This is a genomic window from Staphylococcus sp. FSL W8-0056 (genome assembly GCF_037963075.1).
GTDB lineage: Bacteria > Bacillota > Bacilli > Staphylococcales > Staphylococcaceae > Staphylococcus > Staphylococcus aureus.
The window spans coordinates 419,870-443,199 of record NZ_CP150142.1 but is presented as its reverse complement, the minus strand read 5'-3'; the positions used below and the strand labels follow the sequence as shown (position 1 = coordinate 443,199).

General features: G+C 32.0%; 24 protein-coding genes. 8 read left to right on the top strand and 16 right to left on the bottom strand.

What is annotated here, in order from left to right:
* Positions 1–38: 38 nt before the first annotated feature.
* The 7 genes from ltaS to NSS86_RS02220 all read right to left on the bottom strand — a co-directional run bounded on the left by ltaS (position 39) and on the right by NSS86_RS02220 (position 6,847).
* On the bottom strand, positions 39–1,979 hold the full coding sequence (ltaS, locus tag NSS86_RS02250; RefSeq protein WP_000098285.1) for a polyglycerol-phosphate lipoteichoic acid synthase LtaS: 1,941 nt from the start codon (positions 1,977–1,979) through the stop codon (positions 39–41).
* A 473-nt stretch (positions 1,980–2,452) separates the two neighbouring features.
* Positions 2,453–3,457: a biotin-dependent carboxyltransferase family protein gene (locus NSS86_RS02245; RefSeq protein WP_000022323.1), complete on the bottom strand. Its 1,005-nt coding sequence runs from the start codon at positions 3,455–3,457 to the stop codon at positions 2,453–2,455.
* Positions 3,441–4,151: an allophanate hydrolase subunit 1 gene (locus NSS86_RS02240; RefSeq protein WP_000708690.1), complete on the bottom strand. Its 711-nt coding sequence runs from the start codon at positions 4,149–4,151 to the stop codon at positions 3,441–3,443. The genes NSS86_RS02245 and NSS86_RS02240 overlap by 17 nt, the downstream gene beginning before the upstream one ends.
* Before the next feature lie 87 nt (positions 4,152–4,238).
* On the bottom strand, positions 4,239–4,445 hold the full coding sequence (locus NSS86_RS02235) for a hypothetical protein (RefSeq protein ID WP_001797134.1): 207 nt from the start codon (positions 4,443–4,445) through the stop codon (positions 4,239–4,241).
* A gap of 65 nt (positions 4,446–4,510) precedes the next feature.
* A complete protein-coding gene (locus tag NSS86_RS02230; protein WP_001175781.1) occupies positions 4,511–5,119 on the bottom strand; it encodes an aminotransferase class IV in 609 nt (202 codons plus the stop codon).
* The gene (locus NSS86_RS02225) at positions 5,119–6,270 is read right to left on the bottom strand and encodes an anthranilate synthase component I family protein (RefSeq protein WP_001217796.1); all 1,152 of its coding nucleotides are present in this window, start codon (positions 6,268–6,270) and stop codon (positions 5,119–5,121) included. Before NSS86_RS02225 ends, NSS86_RS02230 begins: the two co-directional genes overlap by 1 nt.
* On the bottom strand, positions 6,254–6,847 hold the full coding sequence (locus NSS86_RS02220; RefSeq protein ID WP_000604514.1) for an aminodeoxychorismate/anthranilate synthase component II: 594 nt from the start codon (positions 6,845–6,847) through the stop codon (positions 6,254–6,256). Before NSS86_RS02220 ends, NSS86_RS02225 begins: the two co-directional genes overlap by 17 nt.
* 350 nt (positions 6,848–7,197) lie before the next feature.
* Between NSS86_RS02220 and queC the strand changes: the two genes are divergently transcribed.
* The 8 genes from queC to saeS all read left to right on the top strand — a co-directional run bounded on the left by queC (position 7,198) and on the right by saeS (position 12,939).
* A complete protein-coding gene (queC, locus tag NSS86_RS02215; RefSeq protein WP_000446724.1) occupies positions 7,198–7,866 on the top strand; it encodes a 7-cyano-7-deazaguanine synthase QueC in 669 nt (222 codons plus the stop codon).
* 1 nt (position 7,867) lies between these two features.
* A complete protein-coding gene (gene queD / locus NSS86_RS02210; RefSeq protein ID WP_000941336.1) occupies positions 7,868–8,287 on the top strand; it encodes a 6-carboxytetrahydropterin synthase QueD in 420 nt (139 codons plus the stop codon).
* Between the two features lie 3 nt (positions 8,288–8,290).
* Positions 8,291–9,004, top strand: coding sequence for a 7-carboxy-7-deazaguanine synthase QueE (gene queE, locus NSS86_RS02205; RefSeq protein ID WP_001062972.1), 714 nt, complete (start codon positions 8,291–8,293; stop codon positions 9,002–9,004).
* A 98-nt stretch (positions 9,005–9,102) separates the two neighbouring features.
* Positions 9,103–9,687, top strand: coding sequence for a hypothetical protein (locus NSS86_RS02200; protein ID WP_000604990.1), 585 nt, complete (start codon positions 9,103–9,105; stop codon positions 9,685–9,687).
* A 279-nt stretch (positions 9,688–9,966) separates the two neighbouring features.
* Positions 9,967–10,407 (top strand): DM13 domain-containing protein, encoded by a 441-nt coding sequence (locus tag NSS86_RS02195; RefSeq protein WP_001093562.1) that lies wholly within the window; start codon positions 9,967–9,969, stop codon positions 10,405–10,407.
* Between the two features lie 342 nt (positions 10,408–10,749).
* The gene (locus NSS86_RS02190) at positions 10,750–11,223 is read left to right on the top strand and encodes a DoxX family protein (protein ID WP_001037807.1); all 474 of its coding nucleotides are present in this window, start codon (positions 10,750–10,752) and stop codon (positions 11,221–11,223) included.
* Entirely contained in the window at positions 11,198–11,884 is a 687-nt protein-coding gene (saeR, locus tag NSS86_RS02185) for a response regulator transcription factor SaeR (RefSeq protein ID WP_000149344.1), read from the top strand. Before NSS86_RS02190 ends, saeR begins: the two co-directional genes overlap by 26 nt.
* The gene (saeS, locus tag NSS86_RS02180) at positions 11,884–12,939 is read left to right on the top strand and encodes a two-component system sensor histidine kinase SaeS (protein ID WP_000244415.1); all 1,056 of its coding nucleotides are present in this window, start codon (positions 11,884–11,886) and stop codon (positions 12,937–12,939) included. Before saeR ends, saeS begins: the two co-directional genes overlap by 1 nt.
* Positions 12,940–13,010: 71 nt before the next feature.
* On the opposite strand, the gene csbB is transcribed toward saeS, so the two are convergent.
* From csbB to NSS86_RS02135, 9 genes are all read right to left on the bottom strand, one after another.
* On the bottom strand, positions 13,011–13,994 hold the full coding sequence (gene csbB / locus NSS86_RS02175) for a lipoteichoic acid-specific glycosylation protein CsbB (RefSeq protein ID WP_000702781.1): 984 nt from the start codon (positions 13,992–13,994) through the stop codon (positions 13,011–13,013).
* A gap of 131 nt (positions 13,995–14,125) precedes the next feature.
* Complete coding sequence (locus NSS86_RS02170) at positions 14,126–14,965, bottom strand: aldo/keto reductase (protein ID WP_000931238.1); 840 nt, start codon at positions 14,963–14,965, stop codon at positions 14,126–14,128.
* A gap of 221 nt (positions 14,966–15,186) precedes the next feature.
* The gene (locus tag NSS86_RS02165) at positions 15,187–16,536 is read right to left on the bottom strand and encodes a hemolysin family protein (protein WP_000450257.1); all 1,350 of its coding nucleotides are present in this window, start codon (positions 16,534–16,536) and stop codon (positions 15,187–15,189) included.
* Between the two features lie 220 nt (positions 16,537–16,756).
* Complete coding sequence (gene nagA, locus NSS86_RS02160; RefSeq protein WP_001292242.1) at positions 16,757–17,938, bottom strand: N-acetylglucosamine-6-phosphate deacetylase; 1,182 nt, start codon at positions 17,936–17,938, stop codon at positions 16,757–16,759.
* Positions 17,939–18,245: 307 nt separating this feature from the next.
* Positions 18,246–20,204: a fructose-specific PTS transporter subunit EIIC gene (locus tag NSS86_RS02155; protein WP_001266553.1), complete on the bottom strand. Its 1,959-nt coding sequence runs from the start codon at positions 20,202–20,204 to the stop codon at positions 18,246–18,248.
* Between the two features lie 5 nt (positions 20,205–20,209).
* Positions 20,210–21,130 carry a 1-phosphofructokinase gene (gene pfkB / locus NSS86_RS02150; RefSeq protein ID WP_000640737.1) on the bottom strand — a complete coding sequence of 307 codons (921 nt, stop codon included), beginning with the start codon at positions 21,128–21,130 and terminating at the stop codon, positions 20,210–20,212.
* Positions 21,127–21,891, bottom strand: a complete 765-nt coding sequence (locus NSS86_RS02145; RefSeq protein ID WP_001557168.1) for a DeoR/GlpR family DNA-binding transcription regulator — start codon at positions 21,889–21,891, stop codon at positions 21,127–21,129. The genes pfkB and NSS86_RS02145 overlap by 4 nt, the downstream gene beginning before the upstream one ends.
* 249 nt (positions 21,892–22,140) lie before the next feature.
* On the bottom strand, positions 22,141–22,623 hold the full coding sequence (gene ybaK, locus NSS86_RS02140; RefSeq protein WP_001107235.1) for a Cys-tRNA(Pro) deacylase: 483 nt from the start codon (positions 22,621–22,623) through the stop codon (positions 22,141–22,143).
* A 173-nt stretch (positions 22,624–22,796) separates the two neighbouring features.
* Positions 22,797–23,249, bottom strand: coding sequence for a hypothetical protein (locus NSS86_RS02135; protein ID WP_000216725.1), 453 nt, complete (start codon positions 23,247–23,249; stop codon positions 22,797–22,799).
* Between the last annotated feature and the right edge of the window lie 81 nt (positions 23,250–23,330).

Genomic DNA, 23,330 nt, shown 5'->3' with positions numbered 1-23,330 from the left:
GGATTGATATTTTATCAATCCGAGTTCGTGTTTAAATATTATTTTTTAGAGTTTGCTTTAGGTCCTGTTTCATATTTATACTTCGAAGGATTTACCTTTTTGAAGTCTGGATTTTTGTAGAATCTAAACAAATCACCATTAAGCACGTTGTCACTCATTTCGAGATCCTTTTCAACTTGCTTTTTATTCTTTTCGAAATCAGCTGGTTGAGTAGTTATGAGTTCATTATTTTTATTAGAATAAATCTTACCATTAACATATTTATAATCTTTTGTTATAAAGTCACCATTTCTGAATGGAACTACTTGATTATGACCTTTAGAGAATAAATCAGTACCGAACATTAAATAATTCTTCGTATCTATACCAGCCAAATGTAAAATTGTTGGCATTACATCGACTTGACCAGCATATTCATTATTGATACCACCAGATTTACCAGGGATTTTAATCCAGAAACCAGTTCTGTTTAAATCTGTAAATTTAGCTGGTGTGATTTTTTCACCTAATAGTTTTTCCATGGCATTGTTATGGTTTTCAGAGATACCATAGTGGTCACCATAAATCATAATCACTGAATTGTCATATAATCCTTTTTTCTTCAAGTCATTAATATATTCTTCTAATGCTTCGTCTAAATAACGCGCTGTTTGAATATAACCATCAACTGTTGCATCACCTGTGTTTGACTTCTCAATAGTCGCATCCTTTTCATCTAATGTGAATGGATAGTGGTTAGTCAATGTAATTAAATGAGAATAGAATGGTGATTTCATCTTAGCTTGATAATTAGCAGAATCTTTAAAGAAAATTTTGTCTTTCAAGCCTAAGTTTACAACGTTTTTATCTGACATGTCATAGTATGTTGCATCATAGAATTTATCGATACCAAAGTGTTTATATACTTGGTCTCTGTTCCAGAATGTTTTATAGTCACCGTGCATGACATCAGATTTGTAGCCTTGCTTTTGATCTAAAATTGCTGGTAATGACTGATACGTATTATCTCCTTTTAATGAAAAGGCAGAACCTTGCGGTAAACCGTATAAACTGTTATCCATTGTAAATTCAGAGTCAGATGTTTTACCTTGACCTGTTTGATGGAAAAAGTTAGGGAAGTATGTGAATTGCTCTTTCCCACTTGATAATTTGTTTAAAAACGGTGTTACTTCTTTACCATTAACCTTTTTATTAATTAAGAAGGTTTGGAAACTTTCTAAATGAATCTTAATAATATTTTTCTTCTTTGCCACCCCATAATATTCTGGGTTAGGCTCTGTTTGACGTTGTTTCGTATAATTTAATACTTTTGTTAAGTCATCTTCAGATGCTAACGCTTTTTGTTGATTATTTTCGATAGTTTTAACACCATCGTATACTGTAAAGTTATAAGGTCCTAAATATTTCACTAAATATTTATGGTCAAATGTACGTGTTAATAATTCTGGTCTGTCAGTTTCAGCAAAAGCTAAGTTTAAGAAGAATAATGCTACTGAAGCTGCCATTACGACAGGAACAAATTTCTTACTAAATGCTTTTGTGTCTAACCATTTTGTTTTAAATATTAAAATGAATAAGTAAACTAACGTATCAATGAAATAAACAAAGTCATACCATTTGAATGATGCACTAACCGCACCACCCATAGATTCTACGTTACCTACTTGGTTTAAAGTACTAAACGTTAAAAAATCAGAGAAGAATCTAAAGTACACAACATTGGCATATAATAGGAACGTCAATAAGAAGCCGCCTATGAACATGAACCAAAATGCTTTTTTGCCTTTAAAGAATAGGAACACACTTAAAACCAGTGCTACTAAACTATAAGGATTCATCAATAATATTAAGTTTTGTACTAAACCTTTAACACCTAAAGAAAAATCAACATAATAAGAAAAATACGTCTTCAAGGTAATCGTTATTACGGTTAATAAGAAGAACGCAAAAAGACTAATTTTCTTTTTTTGTGAACTCATGATTCTTTCCCCCGTTATTTAGATAATAAATCTTGCGAAAGTACTTGAATAAATTAGATATTAACATTATGTAGTTAATTAATAAGTGCGTTTAAAAGTTAACATTGTCATAATTATAGTAATTACTTTCAGATTCAAGTTTATAATTTTCATTACTTGTAGCTTTCAACTTTGATTTAACAAGTATTTTGGGCTACAACTCATATTTGCTTGTGTAAGTTTCTTTATTTAATATTATCATTCAATTAACAAATTTAAAATTTGTAATCAAATTGTAATAATAAGCATAGCTCAATTAATAAATATAGAGTAATTTTAGTCAAAATTCAAGTAAAAACACACTTTATCTTTTCATTTTACTGTGAAACGAATTAGAAAATGATACATTTCGCAGATAAAACACAGTATTATTTCATTATACATTAGGAGGAAATTATTTGCATCGGACTCGAGTATGAGCTACGTACCAAATATTATTTCATCATTTCTAATTGCATTCTATATTCTATTCCATGGAATAATTGGTTTAACCAGTTACTATACTTAACAAGGTTCTTTTCAGCCGTTAAAATATCTATAAATTGAAATTTCAAACGTGATCCTTGCGGTTTTTGTGCTAATTTCGTTAAATGATAACTTGCGATTGTACCGATTTGCGGGTAGCTACCTAACGTATAATGATCATTTAATAAGATAATAGGTGTGCCATCACGCTTAATTTGTATCGTTCCTTTTTTGACAGTCTGATACGGCGGCATATCTTCATAAAAAGCTTTGATTTTTTCACCTTCAAGCATCATTCCCATGCGATTTGCTTTGCTCGTTACTTTATAATCATGTTTCACAAATCTTTGAATGGCATCTTCTTTAAAATCTTCCGTACCTTTATTTTTAACGACATGAAATACATCAGACATATAATTAAATGACAAGGCGTATCCATCAATACCCCAATCTGTTTGTTTCGTGTGAGCAAGGTTTTCAAATAACTTATGATGACGAGCTGTATAATCTCTCTTAAGCTTTATTTCATCGCCATCTTGTAATGTTCTACCTTTAAAACCACCAATTTTTACATTAAAGTCGGTTGAGTTAGATCCTAACCATGCATCTAATTCAAATCCGCCTCCCACAGCTAAATACACTCGCGATGTATAACTTGTTTCTCTAAACTTTAAAACATCGCCTTTATCTAACAAATACAATTTATATGGAGATATAGTCATATGCTCAGTGTAAGCTTTGACATTACCCCCTGCTAATGCAATCAGCGTAGGTTCTGTAAAACGAATCGTTGCCATTTTATTAGTCATTTCCAAAGTTGCTTCATTCTTGTCATTAGCAACTAATCGATTAGCAATTTCATGTGCTAAAGTATCAAGTGCACCACATGGAATTACACCATCATGTTCATATCCCCTTCTACCAAAGTCCTGAAAGCTACTGAATAAGCCACTTTTTTCAATTATGATTGACATCTTTAAACGCTCCTACTTCTAATTCATTTTCATTGATAGGTCTAAATTTAATATTATCGCCTAACTTTAAGCGTGCGAAATCTGATTCTTTCGGATTAAAAAGTGATAATGGTGTATAACCAATAACTAACCAATCATTAATTGTATCCGTTGTTACAATACCGCATTTTTTCCCTTCAAGTACTACAGAACCAGCTGGAATGAATTTTTTCTGTTTACTCGTGTGATTAATATACAATTTCTTATTTAATCCAGTTAAATAAGGAAACCCAGGTGAATATCCCATCATCGAAACAAAATATTGCGTCTTAGAATGTAATTCAATAAAAGTTTCTAGCTTGATTTTGTAATGTTTTAAAAGTGATTCTATATCCGGACCATATTTCGAACCATACACAATTGGTATTTCAATCAAATCTTGCTGGTTAAAATCATGTTTTATGTTTAAATGAATCGATTCTATTAGTGCTTTCATGTATAAAAAAGGTGATTGTATATTATGGTGTTTAATCATATCCCTTGCGTCATAGACAATCATCATGTCTGATTCTGATGGCACAATTTCTATAATAAATGGATAATTTTGTTCAATTAAATATGAGCGAAGTGTTAATAAATCTTCGGTTAAACTTTTAGATACTTCTTTTTCAATTGCGACTACAATGGCTTGGTCACCTTGACTATATATTTTCATTTGTACACCTCTTCAATATTTGGTTACTTTACTTTCATTTTTAATTATAGAATCGATTGAATAGTTCGTTTTACCTACTCACTAAATTTACTGGTGGTACATTAAATCCATTGCCCGCACAACAAAAGGCATAAGTTCGTGAATTAATGCGTATACAAGGATAAAGCTTATAACAGTAGTAATTGTTACTATCAAACGAACAACATATATTCTATTTTCAGATAGCAATCGATTCACTAATCGATAATTTACGTATACAAGAATTAACAACAGCACAATATAAACAATAATCATATTTGGCCCCATTTAATTTTTAAATTTGTTTTCACATCATTTTCTACTTTATTATCATACTAATTTTAAAGGCAAAGGTGGACATCGGCAACCTCTCGTAAACTATTTATCAAAAATAAACGTATCTCATTGTTATGATATTTATAAATCAATTCGTTTTTATTAAAGTCTTTTTCAACAAGTTTGTCACTATCTATTAAATAATCACGCATGCATCCTTTTAAGAAATCATCTTTATAACTTGGTGTGTACCATTTTCCATCCTCTTCAATGACAATGTTGCCAATATCAAATTCAAGGACCTTGCCGTCCTCTGAAGTTAGCAATATTAAATCTGTTTCATGATTGTGTGCTAAATGCTTTCGTTCTGTCGTTTTATTTTTTATAAAAGTTGGATTAACTACTTTGGGCAACACTTGAAATTTTGCTGTAAAACTACTTTTCTCAGGTAAAGGTGACACTATCGTTTCAAATTTGCTTTCAGCATTTAATACGATTTTAAGTCTATATTGACCACTGTGATACTTTGTTGTTACATCGTTTAATTCATTTCGCCATGCATGTTCATCAAATTTAAAGTTTAATCGCTCAGAAGAACATTTTATGCGATTAGTATGATAAGTAAGTCTAGGGATATGTCCATTATCAATTTTCATTGTTTCAAATAATTGCATTATAACATCTCCAAAATCTTGGTTTTTGCGTAAAATTCATTTACTTCATCTTTTGGCTTAGAATCAATTGTAATACCTGCTCCGACTCCATAAATCGCTTGTCCATATTTATACTCAATAGTACGAATCGGAATATTAAAAATCATTTTATCATCTTCAGTTGGAAGTAATAGTCCAATTGCTCCGCAGTATATACCACGAGGTGAACTTTCAAATTGTTTAATATATTTCATTGTATTCAGTTTCGGTGCACCTGTAATCGAACCACAAGGAAATAACGATGTTAAAATTTGAGTTAAGTCTGTATTAGTTTTTAAAGTTCCACTTACCATCGAAGTCATTTGAAATACAGTTTTATATGCCTCAATAAAAAATAGTTTATACACCTTAATTGAGCCACTCTGTGATATTCTCCCTATATCGTTTCTTAGCAAATCAACAATCATGACATTTTCTGCACGATCTTTCGAAGAAGTTTGCAATGTTTTATAATACTGTTGATCTTCAGCTTCCGTTTTACCTCTAGGCATTGTCCCTTTCATCGGTTTGCTTATGATAACGTTATCGACATTGTTAAATTGTCCTTTTTGAAAAAATAATTCTGGTGAGATAGACGCTACTTGGATTTCATCAGTTTGTAATAACGCAGTATAATTACCATTACTAAATTGAGTTAATCGTTCATATAAAGTACTAATAGGATAATAAATGTTATCCGTTAAGCGCGCCGTATAGTTCACTTGATACGTTTCACCTTCAACAATTGCTTGTTGGACACGTTTAATATTAGTCATCATAACCTCAGAAGATTCAACAAATGAAAAATGATGCTTTGATACATAAGAAGTTTGATGTTCATATGTTGAATTTATGCTTTCCGCTTTTTCAAAACTATAAGCTACTGCATAAATATCATCTTTAGCTAATGAATGTGTACACATAACATGATTAAAATACTTTGCCGCTTCGTAACTTAAATATAACGAGACATATCTACCTTGTCGTTGCTGCGCTTGTGCAAAGTGTATCACTTCTCCCACATCAGCCAACTTAGTAGCAACATACTTCTTTATAAATCCCTTTAATTGAATATGGTATTGCTTATATTCATTTTCAGTTAAATAGTAGCGATAATTATATTCTATTCTCACAGTAATCACCTACCTTCGATAAAAATAATTCAACTTGTCGATAACCGTATTCACTCAAAATAGATTCAGGATGATATTGCACACCAAAAACCGGAAATCTAATATGCTCAAATGCCATAATAATCGCTTCATCGTTTTTTGCTGTAATCTTTAAGCAATTTGGAAAAGTCGCTCCGTCAGCAATTAATGAATGATAACGCATTACATTGAAATTTTGAGGCAGTCCTTGAAAAATACCTTCATTGGTATGGCGTAACTGTGTAGTATGTCCGTGTACAGGATGATAGCCGTGAATGATATTTCCACCAAAATAAGACACGATACATTGAAATCCTAAACATACACCTAGTATAGGTACACGCTGATAAAATTGTTCTAACACTTCATTCAAGATAGGATAATCATCCGGATTACCCGGCCCAGGCGAAATAACAATTGCTTTTGGCTTCATATTAATGACGTCTTCTATCAGCAGATTATCAATACCAACAACTTGAACTGTTAGTTTCGTTTGAGTCTTAATATAGTCTATTAAATTATATGTAAATGAATCATTATTATCTATGACTAGAATCATTGTATACTCCGTTCTAAATGTGTTTTATTTTTATAATATGTATTGGATGTAGCTAAAACTTTAAAAGCATTGTCATTATCCTGACCTTGATTTTAACTAATATATGGTATATTCTATTCATCGTACATAAATGAATATCAGAGGTTTCTAGCTGAAACCCTCTATAAAAAACTAGACATTGAAATTTCAAACATTCGTTGGTAAACCTTTAATATATATTATAGGAGCAACCCATTTCTTTCGTCTATCTTTTATGGAGATAGGCTTTTTTTATTTTATAAATTAAAAACGGGCTTATCAATGCCATTAACCTCTTTATTAATATTATTAATGATAGGAGCAATTACAAAATGGAAAGTGTATTAAATAATGAAAAAGCCATCGTTGTCTTTAGTGGTGGTCAAGACAGTACAACATGTCTCTTTTATGCAAAAAAACATTTCAAAGAAGTTGAACTCGTAACGTTTAATTATGGCCAAAGACATGATACTGAAATTGAAGTCGCAAAACAAATTGCACAAGATCAAGGAATGAAACATCACGTTTTAGATATGTCATTATTATCACAACTTACTCCAAACGCATTAACACAACATGATATGGAAATTACTAATAATGAAGATGGTATACCTAATACATTTGTTCCAGCTAGAAATTTACTTTTCTTGTCGTTTGCAGGCGCTCTAGCTTATCAAATTGGGGCTAAGCATATTATTACAGGCGTATGTGAAACAGACTTTTCAGGCTACCCAGACTGTCGCGATAGTTTTATAAAATCAATGAACGTAACATTAAGCCTAGCTATGGACAAAGATTTTGTCATTCATACTCCTTTAATGTGGTTAAACAAAGCAGAAACGTGGAAATTAAGTGATGAACTCGAAGTTTTAGATTATATTCGTACAAAAACATTAACATGCTATAACGGTATCATTGGGGATGGCTGTGGTGAATGTCCAGCTTGTCATTTACGTCAACGTGGACTAAATCAATATCTTGAAAGTAAAGGAGCGCTTTAAAATGTTACAACAAATCTATCCTAGTACAACGCATCCATATCAATTCGAATTAAATAAAGATTTTAATTTTTCGGCTGCACATCACATTCCTTGTGAAGAAGCAGGTATTTGTCAAAATGTCCATGGTCATACTTACTTTGTTAATTTAACAATTGTCGGTGATAAACTAGATGACACTGGCTTCTTAGTGAACTTTAGCCATTTGAAAAAGATGATACACGGTAAATTTGACCATCAACTGTTAAATAACTTACCTGCTTTTAAAAACAAAATCCCTTCAACTGAAATCGTAGCGGAAACAATTTATCAAATTGTTAAAGAAAATTTGGCATCGCTCGAACACCAACCAAAATGTATTCAAGTATTTGTAAGAGAAACACCAACAAGTTATGTTGTATTTAGACCAAAGGAACAGGTGTAACTAATGGCTAAAATTCCTGTACTCGAAATATTCGGTCCAACCATTCAGGGTGAAGGTCGAGTAATCGGTAGAAAAACGATGTTTGTGAGAACAGCTGGATGTGATTATCGCTGTAGCTGGTGTGATTCTGCATTTACTTGGGATGGTAGTGCTAAAGGCGATATAAAACTCATGACCGCTGAAGAAATTTATGATGAATTAAAACGAATTGGTGGCGATTTATTTAATCACGTTACAATTTCTGGTGGTAACCCAGCATTAATTAAAGGTATCCAAGAGTTAGTTGACTTATTTCAAGATAAAGGTATTTTCAGCGCACTGGAGACACAAGGCAGTAAATTCCAACCTTGGATGACACAAATTGATGATTTAACGATTAGTCCAAAACCACCAAGTTCAACTATGACACCTGATTTAAAAAAGTTAGATGAAGTGATTACACAATGCGTACCTTCCTCATTAAACTTAAAAGTAGTTGTATTCGACGATAAAGATTATGATTTTGCCAAAATGATACACCACCGTTATCCAGATATTCCCTTCTATTTACAAGTTGGTAACCCATATTTATCAGACAGCGTAGATAATCATACCGAAAAGTTGTTAGAACGCTACGAGCAGTTGGTGGATTTAGTTATGCAAAGTAATGATATGAATCACGTTTATGTGTTACCACAACTTCATACATTACTTTGGAGTAATAAAAAAGGTGTATAAAGGATAACTTATTTTACTTTTTACAAGTCATATCTAATGAATAACAATATATTAATTGATATAATAGTTGATTGAAGTATAACGAACAGGAGTCCATCATGATTTTATATATATTAATTAATATTGCTATCGTCGTACTTATAACTGGATTCAATTTATATAGGCATCAAATGCAACATTTATCATTAAGTGCAATGTTGTTATCTATTACGATAAACGCCTTTATAAATACATTCATAATTGATAAATATAACTTTATTACTCTGTGTACTATAACGATGTTTATCATTTGGACGATACTACAGTTTTACATTGATAAAAAATTAAAACCTGTATACATTACAGACCAAAAATTTATTGCTATCATATTAACGATTGTTGTCAGTTTAACGCAACGTGTTACCGACTTTTCAAGTACACAATCAATATATATGTCTATTCCATTTTTAGCCCCTGCAATTTTCATCATTGGTGGTATTATGTTGTTTATTTCAACATTTAATAGCTTAGATGAAACTGCTGAAAATAATAACAAAATAAAGAAACTAATGATTAAAGGACTTATCATTATTAACATTTCATTTATCGTTATGATGGTTTTAACACCATATTGGTACTTGTATTTAATCGTCTATCTTATTTTCTTGTTGTTTTTATTGTGGCAAAAGGTTTATAAATTTTAATACCAAAACTATAAAACACTTCTGATATTCTTAGTTCAAAATATCAGAAGTGTTTTATAGTGTTATCTAGTTCAGATAAATATTTTCTCACCTAAAAAAATGCCCTCCTCTTATTTTGACTCCTATTTATTTAAATCAGACAATTATTTTCATTTTCAAATTATTCTTTCTTCAATATTAGTTAAGCGATATTTAAACGAAGTTAAGAATTAGTTAATGGCATATTATTTGCCTTCATTTTAAACTTAACTTATCAAATTGAAGAAATGAGGAGTTAGCATGAATACAAAATATTTTTTAGCAGTTGGTGCTGTTGCCTCTGTATTAACTTTAGGCGCTTGTGGTAATTCTAATTCACAAGATCAAGGTAACAAAACTGAACAAAAAACAAAGTCAGAAGATAGCAATGTTAAAACTGATAAAACAAAACACCTAACAGGTACATTCAGTTCTAAAAACGGTGAAACTGTTGAAGGTAAAGCTGAGATTAAAAATGGTAAATTAATGCTTACTAACTACAAATCATCAAAAGGTCCAGATTTATACGTCTACCTAACAAAAAATGGCGACATTAAAAACGGTAAAGAAATCGCAATGGTTGACTACGATAAAGAAAAACAAACATTTGATCTTAAAAATGTAGATTTAAGCAAATATGATGAAGTAACAATCTATTGTAAAAAAGCTCACGTCATCTTCGGCGGCGCTAAATTAAAATAATCAATTTCTGAGTTAAACTTTTATATACAACATACTATTACTATACATTACAAATTTTAAAAATATACATTACACTCATTACTCAATGGAAAGCGTATGATTTCACAGCCCCCCTAGCTTGTAGAAATCATACTTTCCTTTTTTCAATATATATACAACTATTAAATCCCATAAGATTGTAGAGCACATAAGTAAAATTTTTTTAGAGCTTGAGGTTTGTTTAGCTTAAGCAACCCATGAGCTCAAACACTTCCTGTTCACATAACACTACAAATCGCATTATGTTGCTTAATCTTATGTTTATATAAATTACACACAATAAATAGAAAGAATGTGAACATCATGAATAAATTATTGCTACTCGTTACATTTATCATTCGTGTGGGTTCAGGTATTGTTATGTTAATGCAAGGCTACGAAAAATTAACGGGCGGATTTACGCTGAAAGGTTTAGTACCAGTCATCGCTAACAATACTGATTCACCAGAGTGGTATAAGTGGTTTTTCGCAAATATAGTTGCACATACGACGTCATTATTTGATATTGTTGTCCCACTCGGAGAGATTGCAATTGGATTAGGTTTAATTTTTGGAGTTTTTGCATATGCTGCTAGTTTCTTTGGAGCCTTTGTTATGATAAATTATATCTTAGCAGATATGATATTTACGTATCCTCTTCAATTAACTTTCTTTATCCTTTTACTAATGAGTCACTCATTGTTAAAACAGATTTCACTTAAAGAAATCATTAATTACTTTAGAGGTCGTAAGAACAGAGGTGAAAAAATAGATGACCCACTTACTGATCGTGGATGATGAACAAGACATTGTAGACATTTGTCAAACCTATTTTGAATATGAAGGTTACAAAGTAACAACGACAACTAGCGGTAAAGAAGCAATTTCTTTACTATCAAATGATATTGATATCATGGTACTTGATATCATGATGCCAGAAGTTAATGGTTACGACATTGTCAAAGAAATGAAAAGGCAAAAATTAGATATCCCCTTTATCTATTTAACTGCCAAAACACAAGAACATGATACCATTTACGCCTTAACTTTAGGTGCAGATGACTATGTCAAAAAACCATTTAGTCCAAGGGAACTCGTTTTACGTATTAATAATTTACTTACAAGAATGAAGAAATACCATCATCAACCAGTTGAACAACTGTCGTTTGATGAATTAACACTTATTAACTTAAGTAAAGTTGTGACTGTAAATGGTCACGAAGTCCCTATGCGTATTAAGGAATTTGAGTTATTGTGGTATTTAGCTTCTAGAGAAAATGAAGTTATTTCTAAATCAGAATTACTTGAAAAAGTTTGGGGATATGACTATTACGAAGATGCTAATACCGTGAATGTCCATATACACCGTATTAGAGAAAAATTAGAAAAAGAGAGCTTTACAACATATACCATCACAACTGTATGGGGATTAGGATATAAATTTGAAAGGAGCCGATAATGGTGTTATCAATTAGAAGTCAAATCATTATTGGCGTCGTATCGAGTATACTATTAACTTCAACTATTTTAGCAATTGCATATATTTTAATGTGGTTTAACGGCCATATGACACTAACTTTGACCTTAACGACAATAATTACAAGCTGTTTAACCTTATTAATATGTAGTATTTTTATTAATCCACTTATACAAAAAATTAAGCAGTTTAATATAAAAACTAAGCAATTTGCTAACGGAAATTACGCAAGCAATGATAAAACGTTTAATTCACCAAAAGAAATTTATGAATTAAATCAATCTTTTAATAAAATGGCTTCTGAAATTACGCAACAAATGAATCAAATTAAATCCGAACAACAAGAAAAAACAGAACTGATTCAAAACTTAGCCCATGATTTAAAAACACCTTTAGCAAGCATTATTTCATATTCTGAAGGACTACGTGATGGTATAATCACAAAGGATCATGAGATTAAAGAGTCATACGACATATTAATTAAACAAGCAAACAGATTATCAACATTATTTGATGATATGACTCATATTATCACTTTAAATACAGGTAAAACATATCCCCCAGAATTAATACAACTAGACCAATTACTTGTATCAATATTGCAACCATATGAGCAACGTATCAAACATGAAAACCGCACATTAGAAGTGAATTTCTGTAGCGAAATTGATGCATTTTATCAATATCGAACGCCACTTGAGCGTATTTTAACAAACTTACTTGATAATGCGCTAAAATTTTCAAATGTTGGTAGTCGCATTGATATTAATATTAGTGAAAACAAAGATCAAGATACTATCGACATTGCTATTAGCGATGAAGGTATTGGCATTATACCAGAACTACAAGAACGTATATTCGAACGTACATTCAGAGTAGAAAACTCTCGTAATACAAAAACGGGTGGTTCTGGATTAGGCTTATATATAGCTAATGAACTCGCGCAACAAAATAACGCAAAAATCAGTGTAAGCAGTGATATAGATGTAGGAACTACGATGACTGTAACATTACACAAATTAGACATTACGTCATAATCCGATTTATTTATAAAATAAAATGCAAAGACTAAAAAGAAGCTCCCATTAATGAGGGCTTCTTTTTTTGTTTATTTAGAATAAACTTTATGGGTATCCTTCTCATCATTTTCAATACTTGAAAGATTTGTAGCTTGAATAATATATTTAGGACGTGCCTTAACTTCATAATATATCCTGCCAATATATTCACCTACAACACCAATTGAAATTAACTGTATGCCGCCTAATAATAAAATAGCTGCAATCGTTGAAAAATATCCTGGAATATTAACACCAGATATCATAATATTGATGAATAAATAGATAATATATAGCACGCTTATTGAAAAGATAAACAAGCCAAGATAAATCATCATTCTCAAAGGTTTACTATTAAAGGAAATCAATCCATCAATACCATAATTAAATAACTTTTTAAAGGACCACTTAGATTCCCCTTTTTGTCTCTCAACATTTTGATACGTAAACACTTTAGTATTATAGCCTATCCATTCAAATAACCCTTTTGAAAATCGATTATATTCTTCAAGTGATGCAATGGATTTAACAGCTCTTTGGCTTAAAAGTCTAAAATCACCAACACCATCATCAAATTGTACTTCTTCTACAAAGCAATTAACTAACTTATAATACAAATGGCTTAATGTTTTGCGACTAAAATTTTCACCACTTCTATCACGCTTTGCAATCACTTGATCATAGCCTTCCATAAAACCTTCAACCATTTTCGGAATATATTCAGGTGGATGTTGCAAATCACAATCTATCATGATGACTGCATCAAATTCAGTACTATGCTGGTAACCTGCAATCATAGCTGCTTCTTTTCCAAAATTTCTACTAAAAGAAATAAAGCTGACATGCCTATCTATTGTGGCAAGATGTTGCATTTCATCTATAGTGGTATCCGTACTTCCATCATCTATGAAAAGCATATTATAATCATAGCCTTTCACACTACTATCTTGTGAAAGTATTTCAGTTAATTGTTGATGTGTTTGTGTAATGACTTCCCCTTCATTAAAACAAGGAATGACGACTCTAATTTTCATCTATGTCCATCCTTTTTATTTAAAAGATTTTGAATGTACCTGAGTATTGTTTTATCAAATAGTAAAAACCAACTCATTTATTTTAATGTACACATTAAAAGGCATTCATAAACGTAAAATTTAACATCCAGTTATTTTAAATCCCCAATTTTCACATCATCTGGATTTTTACCTTGTCTTGCATTTCTATCTAAAGCATCAATTTCAGCTACTTCTGTTAATTCTAAATTAAAATCTAAAATATCTATATTTTCTTGAATGCGTTTAGGTGTCTGAGATTTTGGAATAATAATTCTATTGTGTGCTAAATGCCAACGTAATACAACTTGTGCTGGTGTTTTATGATATTTTTCAGCAATTTTAACAATGACAGGGTTGTCTAGTAGTCCTCTATTTCTCATCAAAGGCATCCATGCAGTCACTTTAATATCGTGACGATCACAAAATTCTTGTAATTCTTGTTGGTTAAAATATGGATGTACCTCAATTTGATTCACCATTGGTTTGATACTTGATTGAGCCATTAATTTTTCTAGATGATGAACATTAAAATTACATACACCTATTGCTTTTACCTTACCTTGCTCGTAAAGTTCTTCCATAGCTTTATATGTTTCTAAAAATAGACCATCTGCTTCACAAGGCCAATGTATTAGAAATAAATCAAGATAATCAGTTTGTAAATTTTCAATCGATTTGTTGAAATATTCGAATGTTTTCTCATAACCTTGATAGTCATTCCATAACTTCGTTGTTATAAACAAATCTTCTCTATCGACGCCATTATCCTTTAATGCTCGTCCTAGTGAAGCCTCATTATCATAAAAGTATGCTGTATCAAACGCTCTATAGCCTGCGTCAATTGCAGCATTTACAACTTTAGTCATATCTTCGTCAGAGATTTTATAAACACCTAACCCAACTGAAGGCATCGGGTATCCATTATTTAATATTTGTATCTCATTCAACATCTTTATATCTCTCCAATCTATGTATCTTTTATATCTTTACATTACCCTAAATTTTTCAACAAACTCAATTAATGCGAATTATCGCTTTCAATAAAAAATATTCATTAAATCATTAAAGATATTGAGTTCCAATACTATTTTCACTTTTCATTAATTTTAGTCAAAAAAATAACCAACCAAAAATGAATTAAATCATTCTTAGTTGGTTTATATATTAATATCTATTCTGATTTTTCATCTTCATCAGACTGTCCGATAGTAGGTCTCGCTTCATTAAATTCATAGTTTAATATCACCCAAATAATTTGGTGGTTATCGATTTCTGAAACAACCCAGCGATCATAAGTTGTATCCACGTAATCATCTTTTTGTAAATTGGTATTACGAGATTGTAACCATCCACCTATCGTATCAATATCCTCAGAGTCATCAAATTCTATACCGAACTCTTCAGTTAAATCATCCAATAGTACTCTGCCATTTACTTGGAATGTCTTATTATCAATTTTAACGATATCATTCACTTCATCATCATCAAATTCATCACGAATTTCTCCAACGATTTCTTCTAAAATATCTTCCATCGTTAAAATACCTGCCGTTCCACCATATTCATCTATAATAAGACTCATATGTACATGTTCACGTTGCATTCTAATTAATGCATCACTGATACGTGTTGTCTCTGAAATCATTGGCAACTCATGTATATAGTTTGCTATTTTAATCGTTTTTCCAGAAGCGTATTCAGTTAAAAATTCTTTGACGTTAATAAATCCTTTAATGTGGTCTTTATCACCATCATCAGTAATTGGATAACGCGTAAATTGATGTTCTTTTATTGTTTCTAGTAATTCGTCTACATTAAAAGGTTCATTTAGTGTAATCATTTGAGTTCTAGGTACCATTATATCTTTTGCATGTCTTTCATCGAATGAAAAGATATTTTGCATATATGCCAATTCAGTTTGGTTGATTTCTCCACCATTATAACTATTGTTAATAATAATTTTGATTTCTTCTTCTGACATTGCATCAGTTTGGGCATCAGGATTTACACCAAACATTCTAATAATAACACGTGCAGAACCATTCATCAGCCAAATCAATGGTTTCATAATGTTACCGAAATAGAACAATGGTCTTGCATATACTAAAGCAAGCTTTTCAGTATGTTGAATCGCTATAGATTTAGGCGCTAATTCACCAAGTACTACATGCAAATACGTAACGATTATAAATGACACTGCAAACGAAATCGTCGTCGTTAATGCAGTTGGTAAATTGATTGCTTCAAATATCGGGTGTAATAGCTTTTCAAACGTTGGTTCACCAAGCCAACCTAACCCTAAAGATGTTACTGTTATACCTAACTGACAAGCAGAAAGATAATAATCTAGATTAGCAATCATCTTTTTTACTATTTTAGCAGGTTTATTTCCTTCATCTGCTAGCTGTTCAATTCTTGTTGCTCTAATTTTTACTAATGCAAATTCTGAACCAACAAATACAGTGGTTAATGCAATTAATAGAATAAATATAATCAAACTAATTATGGTCGAAGTTTCCAATTAATTCCCTATTTCTAGGGATTCACCTCCATGTTATATGTGTCACTCATGGGTAACACGCATTCAAATTTATCACTATGACTTAAATTACAACTACATGTTATCGCCTTCCCATTTAGACACCCCCAGAAAAAAATGTTATTGCTTCTATTTTATCATAATATAAAGTGCTTATGTTAACAGATTAAATCTATTGCATACATTTAATTATGATTATTTATTAGCTAAATGTGTGAACCTTGCCTTGTTTTATTGTAGATTTTACATTCATATCATCATCTAGAATAACAAGATCTGCATCCTTATTTACTTTAATACTACCTTTTCTATCATCGATACCTAATGCAATGGCTTGATTTAAACTTGTTACTCGCCATAAATGATCTAATGTATCACCTGTAAATGATATTAAGTTACGTAACCCATGATTCATTTTTAAAATACTACCAGCAAGCGCACCATTTGCAAGACGTGCTTGTTGCGATTGAACAGTTACTTTTTGTCCACCCAAATCATATTCTCCTTCAGGCATACCTTTTGCACGCATTGCATCGGTAATTAAATAAAAACGTTCATTACCTTTCATACGGTAAGCAATTGCAACCGATGCCGGATGAGAATGTGTGCCATCAACAATCATTTCGGTATGTAGAGCATCATTCAACCATGCTGCTCCAAAAACACCTGGTTCTCTATGTTGGAATGGCGTCGCTGCATTATATAAATGCGTGACATGTTTAGCTCCTCGCTCAACAGCTTCGACTGCTTCTTCGTATGTTGCCACTGTATGACCAATTGAAAAAATAATGTCATCTTTATACGTTTCAAGCGCTTCTTTTGCACCTTCAACTTCAGGTGCAAACGTCATAATCTTTATTAATCTGTTAGCAGTCTCTTGAAAATGTTTAATTTTATCGATAAATGGGCGTACAACGTATTGCGGATGTTGAGCACCAACTTTATTTTCAGATATAAATGGTCCTTCTAAATGTATACCTACAATTTCCGCTGCATTGTGAACATCTTGCTCCGCTTCATATTTAGCAATATTTGTAAGTGCTTTATCTATTTTATCAGTAGATTGCGTCATTGTAGTGGCCAAGTATGATGTCGTCCCTTCAGATAACAAATTTTCGGATAGATATTTTAAGCCATCGTATGACCCATCCATTGCATCTTGACCATAACCACCATGAATATGTATATCAATAAAACCTGGTAATACATGATGACCTTTAGCATCAATCACTTGAATTTTATTTGTCGTATCATTATCAATTGCTGCTTTATCATCCCCTTCTCCAATTGCAACAATCTGTCCATCTTTCACATGAATGTAACCATTATCGATTTTGCCATCTTCAGTATAAACTTTGCCGTTATATATAATTAATTCTGACACGTATAAACCCTTCTTTATTTATAAATTTTCACTTTAAGACACTCATATTTTACTATATCTGCTTCGTTTGGCATAACTTTTTGCAAAATATTAAAAAAGTCTATACATTTGTGGTGTCTATTTCTTCATTCATTTATCTAAAAATAAAAACACCTTCATATCAATTCATAAAAACTGAATTAATAGAAAGTGTTTTTACAGCTTTGTATAAGCTACCGTTAACACGATGTATAAAACTAACATATATTCATTGAACTTACAACTTAATATGAAGCTCTTTGCTAACAATCATTTTACATCATTAAAACTACTCGTCCATTGATTTTGAAGCTTCGATTTCTGTTTCAGTTAACTTTGGTTTAATAAGTCCATAAATTAATGCTGAAACTAATGTACCAACTAGAAGTGCAATAAGAGTTTGAAGTAAGTGTGCACCATCAGTACCAACAATTACAATAATACCACCATGTGGCGCAGTAATTCGAGAACCTAAGCCTAAAGCAATTGCGCCACCTATACCTGAACCAATCATCATTGAAGGAATAACACGTAATGGATCGGCAGCTGCAAATGGAATCGCACCTTCTGTAATAAAGGACATACCCATCACATAGTTAGGGATAATTGAACCACGTTGTTCTTTTGTAAATTTACGTCTGAAAATTAACATCGCTGTCGCAATTGCTAACGGTGGAATCATACCACCAATCATTGCAGCTGTAATTGGTGCTGCATTACCTTCAATCAACGCACCTGTTGCAAAAACATATGCCGCTTTGTTGAATGGACCGCCCATATCAATCGCCATCATAGCGCCAATAACTAAACCTAATAATACAATATTAGAACCTGATAAATTGTTTAATCCATCTAATAACAAATGATTTAACCAAGATGCTGGTGGATTAAAGACATAAATCATCAATAAGCCTGTAGCTGTCACTGTTAATAGTGGATAAATTAATGTTGGCTTTAATCCCTCTAATGCTTGTGGTAACTTACGTGTCATGGCTTTAACACCTTGTGTTAAGTAACCTGCTAAGAAACCTGCAATAATACCACCAATAAATCCTGAACCACCTGAAATTGCTAACATACCACCTACAAGACCTGAAGCGAAACCAGGTTTATCCGCAATACTACGTGCAATGAATCCAGATAAAATTGGAATGATTAGCGCGAATGCACTTTTACTACCAATGTTCCAAAGCTGCTCTGCAAACGCATTGTACTCTGAGCTTTTTGGATTAAATGAATTTGCTCCAAATAAAAATACAATTGCCATTAAAATACCACCAGATATTACAAGTGGCAACATGTTAGAAACACCGTTCATTAAGTGTTTATAGAATGCTTTACCTGGGCTTAATTTTTCTTGACTGTCATTTGAGTTACCTTTTCTTTGACCATCACGGGCAACAAAAGGTTTACGACTTGTATCTAATGCTTTATTAATTAATTCTTCTGGGCGTTTAATACCATCTGCTACTGGTACTTCTACGACATTTTTACCATCGAAGCGATCCGTCTCAACATGAACATCAGCAGCAACAATGATACCTGTTGCATTTTCAATATCTTGTTCAGTTAAATGGTTTTTAATGCCGCTTGAACCGTTCGTTTCTACTTTAATTTTAATACCCATCTTATCCGCTTGTTTTTTCAATGCGTCACGTGCCATGTACGTATGTGCAATACCTGTTGGACAAGCAGTTACTGCTAACACATATGGCTCGTTAGATTGTTTAGATGATTGTTCTGCAGTTGCAACTTGTTGTGCTTCAGCTTCTGCCTCTTCTTCTTTTGTCACTTCATCATCAGCCTCATCTATAATCGCTAGTACTTCTTCAGGTGATGAAGCATGTAATAATTTCTCGCGTACATTTTCATCCATTAAAATACCAGACAACTTAGCTAAAGCATCTAGATGTGTTTGGGCGCCACCTTCTGGCGCTGCAATCATAAAGAATAAATGAGCTGGTTGCATATCTAAACTTTGGTAATCTACACCTTCTTTAGATTTACCGAATGCGATAGCTGGAGACTTAACTGCGGCTACTTTCGCATGTGGAATAGCAATACCTTCGCCGATACCAGTTGTACTTTGTGATTCTCGATTGTGAATCGCTTCCTTAAATGACGCGACATCACTTAATTTACCTGCTTTGTCTAATTGATTTACTAACTCATCAATAACACCATTTTTGTCATTTGCCATTAAATCCATTGCTATCGTATCTTTTGTTAATAACTCTGTTACTCTCATTATTTTCACTCCCCATCAAGTACGCTAATCGTAACTTGTGATTTTATTTTTTCTATAGCGTCCCGTGTTGCTAAGTCCTCATCAAATGCCGTGGCAGTACCGCATGCGACTGCTTGTTGGAATGCTTTTTCAATCGTTAAACCTGAAGCAATTCCAGCCACCATGCCTGCAACTGTACTATCACCAGAGCCAACTGTATTAACCACTTTCCCTTGTGGATTAACTGCTTTAATACTGATTTCTTTATCAATATAAATAGCACCATCACCGCCAAGCGAGACAATAACAGATTGCGCACCTTTATCAACTAACAAACGACCATATTTAATAACATCTGTGTCTGAGTTCACTGTTGTATTAAACATCACTTCTAATTCATCTTTATTAGGTTTAATAAATAGTGGATGAAATGGTAAAACGCTTTCAGCCAATTCTTTTTCAGCGTCGACTACTAATTTAGCACCTGTCTGTGCTGTAATTTGTGCAATTTGCGCATACGCATCGCTTGGAATACTACTTGGTACACTTCCAGCAACAATAACTATATCTTCGCTTGTTGTATTTTTAATTTGTTGTAACAGTTGTTCAAATTGTGTTGACGTTATATGAGGACCCGGTGCATTGATTTCTGTTTCTTGTCCTGTTTTTAATTTCACATTAATACGTGTATCTTCATCAACTTCAATAAAATTCGATTGAATTGCACTGTTATTTAATGTATCTATAATGAATTTCCCAGGAAATCCACCTGCAAATCCCAAGGCAGTTGACTCAACATCTAATGTCTTTAAGACGCGCGAGACATTAATACCTTTCCCCCCAGCGAATTTATATGTTGCTGTTGCTCTGTTCAAACCATCAATTTTAAAATCATTCGTAAAAATGACATAGTCAATTGAAGGATTGAAAGTCACTGTATAAATCATAAAGTCCCTCCTATAAAGTGATACTTTTGTTGGTATTCTTTTAACGATTCTTGATTTAATGCTTTTTCAGATGTGATGATTGTCGTACTTTCTAGCAAAGGTACACGAGCAAAATATACTTTATTAAACTTAGAATGATCTATAAGTACAAATGATTGATTGGCTAATGACATTGCTGTTTGTTTAACTAATGCCTCTTGCTCATCGGGAGTAGTTAATCCAAGTTCAATATCTAATCCATTCATCCCGATAAAAGCTTTATCGAAACAATATCGTCTTAATATCTCCATAGCACTAGAACCAATCGTAGCAAGTGTATTTTCTTTAACTTGACCACCTAGCATAATTGTTTTAATACCTTTTTTAAGTAAAGCTTCTACATGTGTTAAACCATTGGTTACCACAATGATATCTTTCGCTTGAATATATTTAATTAGCTCCAATGTAGATGAACCAGCATCGATAAATAAGCATTCATTATCGTTGATTTGATTAGCTGCTATTTTAGCAATCATTTTCTTTTCATCAAGATTCGTTGCTAATTTTTCAGTTAAATTCGCCTCAATCATACGATTTTCTTTTAACATTGCACCACCATGCACACGTTGCAATTTCCCTAATTGTTGTAGTTTAGATAAATCTCTTCGTATTGTTGAAGCACTGCAACCAGTTCGATCTATTAATTCTTGTAAAGTCAAAAAATCTTTGTGCGAAAGTTCTTCTAATATTAACTCGTGTCTTTTTTCAGTAATTATCATCATCACCCCATCTCACTTTGTATTATAATGAGTACGCTTTCACTTTTCAATCATAAATTACCAAAAACAATCACAAACACCCAAATTGTGACGATAAAATTACATTTTTATGTTCAAATACTCAATTATAATGACTGTTTATGATCGTAAAATGCTAATTCAATCAAAAAGGAGTGTGGCAGAAATGAATTTTATAAAAATTTCATCTCTGCCACACTCCTAATCTTGCCCCATACTTTTTGTTGTTATTAATCATTCATGGATAACTGCTCCAATTTTGCCTTTAGTTATTGTAATCAAATCCTCAACAGCTATTGTGATTTGCATTGTTCGAAGCCCACCACTCACACTGATATGACTATAATTTTCACACGATTTGTCAACGACTGTTGGAAACAATGTTTTCATACCAACAGGCGAACACCCACCACGAATGTATCCCGTTACATTTTTCAAATTATCTAAAGGCATAAGCTGCAATTTCTTCTCTCCAACCAAAGCAGCTGCCTTTTTCATATCTAAAGTTTCACTTACTGGGATAACAAATACAAAATGTTCATGTTTTGTATTTTCTAGAACAAGCGTTTTAAATACTGTTTTAACATTTGCTTGTATAAGTTCTGCGACTTCTGCACCCGATAAATGTTCTTCTGGTACCTCAAAGCTATGAACTTCGTATTTAATTTTTGCACGATCAAGCATACGCATCGCGTTCGTTTTCTTATTTTTAGCCATTTCAACACCTCATTTATACTTCTTCAGAACTATATTAACATTTTAAAATACATTACGGATTGGTTGATTTTGACATAACATTTACATCATTTTATAAGTTGATTTCACCTTTTTAAATTAAATTATTGCAAAATAAAAACAGTATATCCAATTAGAATACACTGTTCCATCTATTATTTCGTTATTATGCCTTGATTTGAAATACTTACATGTTGCTTACTAGTTGAATTATCATTGGAATAAACATAATTATATCCATGATTTGTCTTAGAAATTCTTTCTAAACCATAATTATCATTGATATGCTTATCTGCATAACGATCAGCAATAACTTGGCACTCTTGTTCGTTAAAAGAATTTGATTTATTTGCATTCACACGATGTTTAAAATGATTTTGCTTTTCCACATTTTCATTCACTTCAGATGCTTTAGCAGTATGAATATTGAGAATATCCATTTTCTTTTTATAAGTATCTTCAGTTGATACATTTATCGCGTTAAGCGTATTAATTGTTTTATGTACCTTAGCAAGCGCATCTTCATTTGTTGCTAATATTAATAAACCAATTAAACAAACGGTTAATATTACAGCAACAAAGCCTAAAAATAAATTTTTTACTGTCATCCCCTTACCCACATTTCCTTACTCATTTTTTATCATCTTAACACATTAACGTTAATGAATTAGGTATGTGGATTGCAATTT

Coding starts and splice junctions, on each gene's coding strand:
- NSS86_RS02190 (WP_001037807.1), top strand. CDS start 10,750: ATGAATAAATTATTGCTACTCGTTACATTTATCATTCGTGTGGGTTCA.
- NSS86_RS02170 (WP_000931238.1), bottom strand. CDS start 14,965: ATGTTGAATGAGATACAAATATTAAATAATGGATACCCGATGCCTTCA.
- NSS86_RS02145 (WP_001557168.1), bottom strand. CDS start 21,891: ATGATGATAATTACTGAAAAAAGACACGAGTTAATATTAGAAGAACTT.
- ybaK (WP_001107235.1), bottom strand. CDS start 22,623: ATGGCTAAAAATAAGAAAACGAACGCGATGCGTATGCTTGATCGTGCA.
- ltaS (WP_000098285.1), bottom strand. CDS start 1,979: ATGAGTTCACAAAAAAAGAAAATTAGTCTTTTTGCGTTCTTCTTATTA.
- NSS86_RS02195 (WP_001093562.1), top strand. CDS start 9,967: ATGAATACAAAATATTTTTTAGCAGTTGGTGCTGTTGCCTCTGTATTA.
- saeS (WP_000244415.1), top strand. CDS start 11,884: ATGGTGTTATCAATTAGAAGTCAAATCATTATTGGCGTCGTATCGAGT.
- queE (WP_001062972.1), top strand. CDS start 8,291: ATGGCTAAAATTCCTGTACTCGAAATATTCGGTCCAACCATTCAGGGT.
- NSS86_RS02230 (WP_001175781.1), bottom strand. CDS start 5,119: ATGCAATTATTTGAAACAATGAAAATTGATAATGGACATATCCCTAGA.
- queC (WP_000446724.1), top strand. CDS start 7,198: ATGGAAAGTGTATTAAATAATGAAAAAGCCATCGTTGTCTTTAGTGGT.
- NSS86_RS02135 (WP_000216725.1), bottom strand. CDS start 23,249: ATGACAGTAAAAAATTTATTTTTAGGCTTTGTTGCTGTAATATTAACC.
- csbB (WP_000702781.1), bottom strand. CDS start 13,994: ATGAAAATTAGAGTCGTCATTCCTTGTTTTAATGAAGGGGAAGTCATT.
- queD (WP_000941336.1), top strand. CDS start 7,868: ATGTTACAACAAATCTATCCTAGTACAACGCATCCATATCAATTCGAA.
- saeR (WP_000149344.1), top strand. CDS start 11,198: ATGACCCACTTACTGATCGTGGATGATGAACAAGACATTGTAGACATT.
- pfkB (WP_000640737.1), bottom strand. CDS start 21,130: ATGATTTATACAGTGACTTTCAATCCTTCAATTGACTATGTCATTTTT.
- NSS86_RS02240 (WP_000708690.1), bottom strand. CDS start 4,151: ATGAAAATATATAGTCAAGGTGACCAAGCCATTGTAGTCGCAATTGAA.
- NSS86_RS02220 (WP_000604514.1), bottom strand. CDS start 6,847: ATGATTCTAGTCATAGATAATAATGATTCATTTACATATAATTTAATA.
- NSS86_RS02200 (WP_000604990.1), top strand. CDS start 9,103: ATGATTTTATATATATTAATTAATATTGCTATCGTCGTACTTATAACT.
- NSS86_RS02245 (WP_000022323.1), bottom strand. CDS start 3,457: ATGTCAATCATAATTGAAAAAAGTGGCTTATTCAGTAGCTTTCAGGAC.
- NSS86_RS02155 (WP_001266553.1), bottom strand. CDS start 20,204: ATGAGAGTAACAGAGTTATTAACAAAAGATACGATAGCAATGGATTTA.
- NSS86_RS02235 (WP_001797134.1), bottom strand. CDS start 4,445: ATGATTATTGTTTATATTGTGCTGTTGTTAATTCTTGTATACGTAAAT.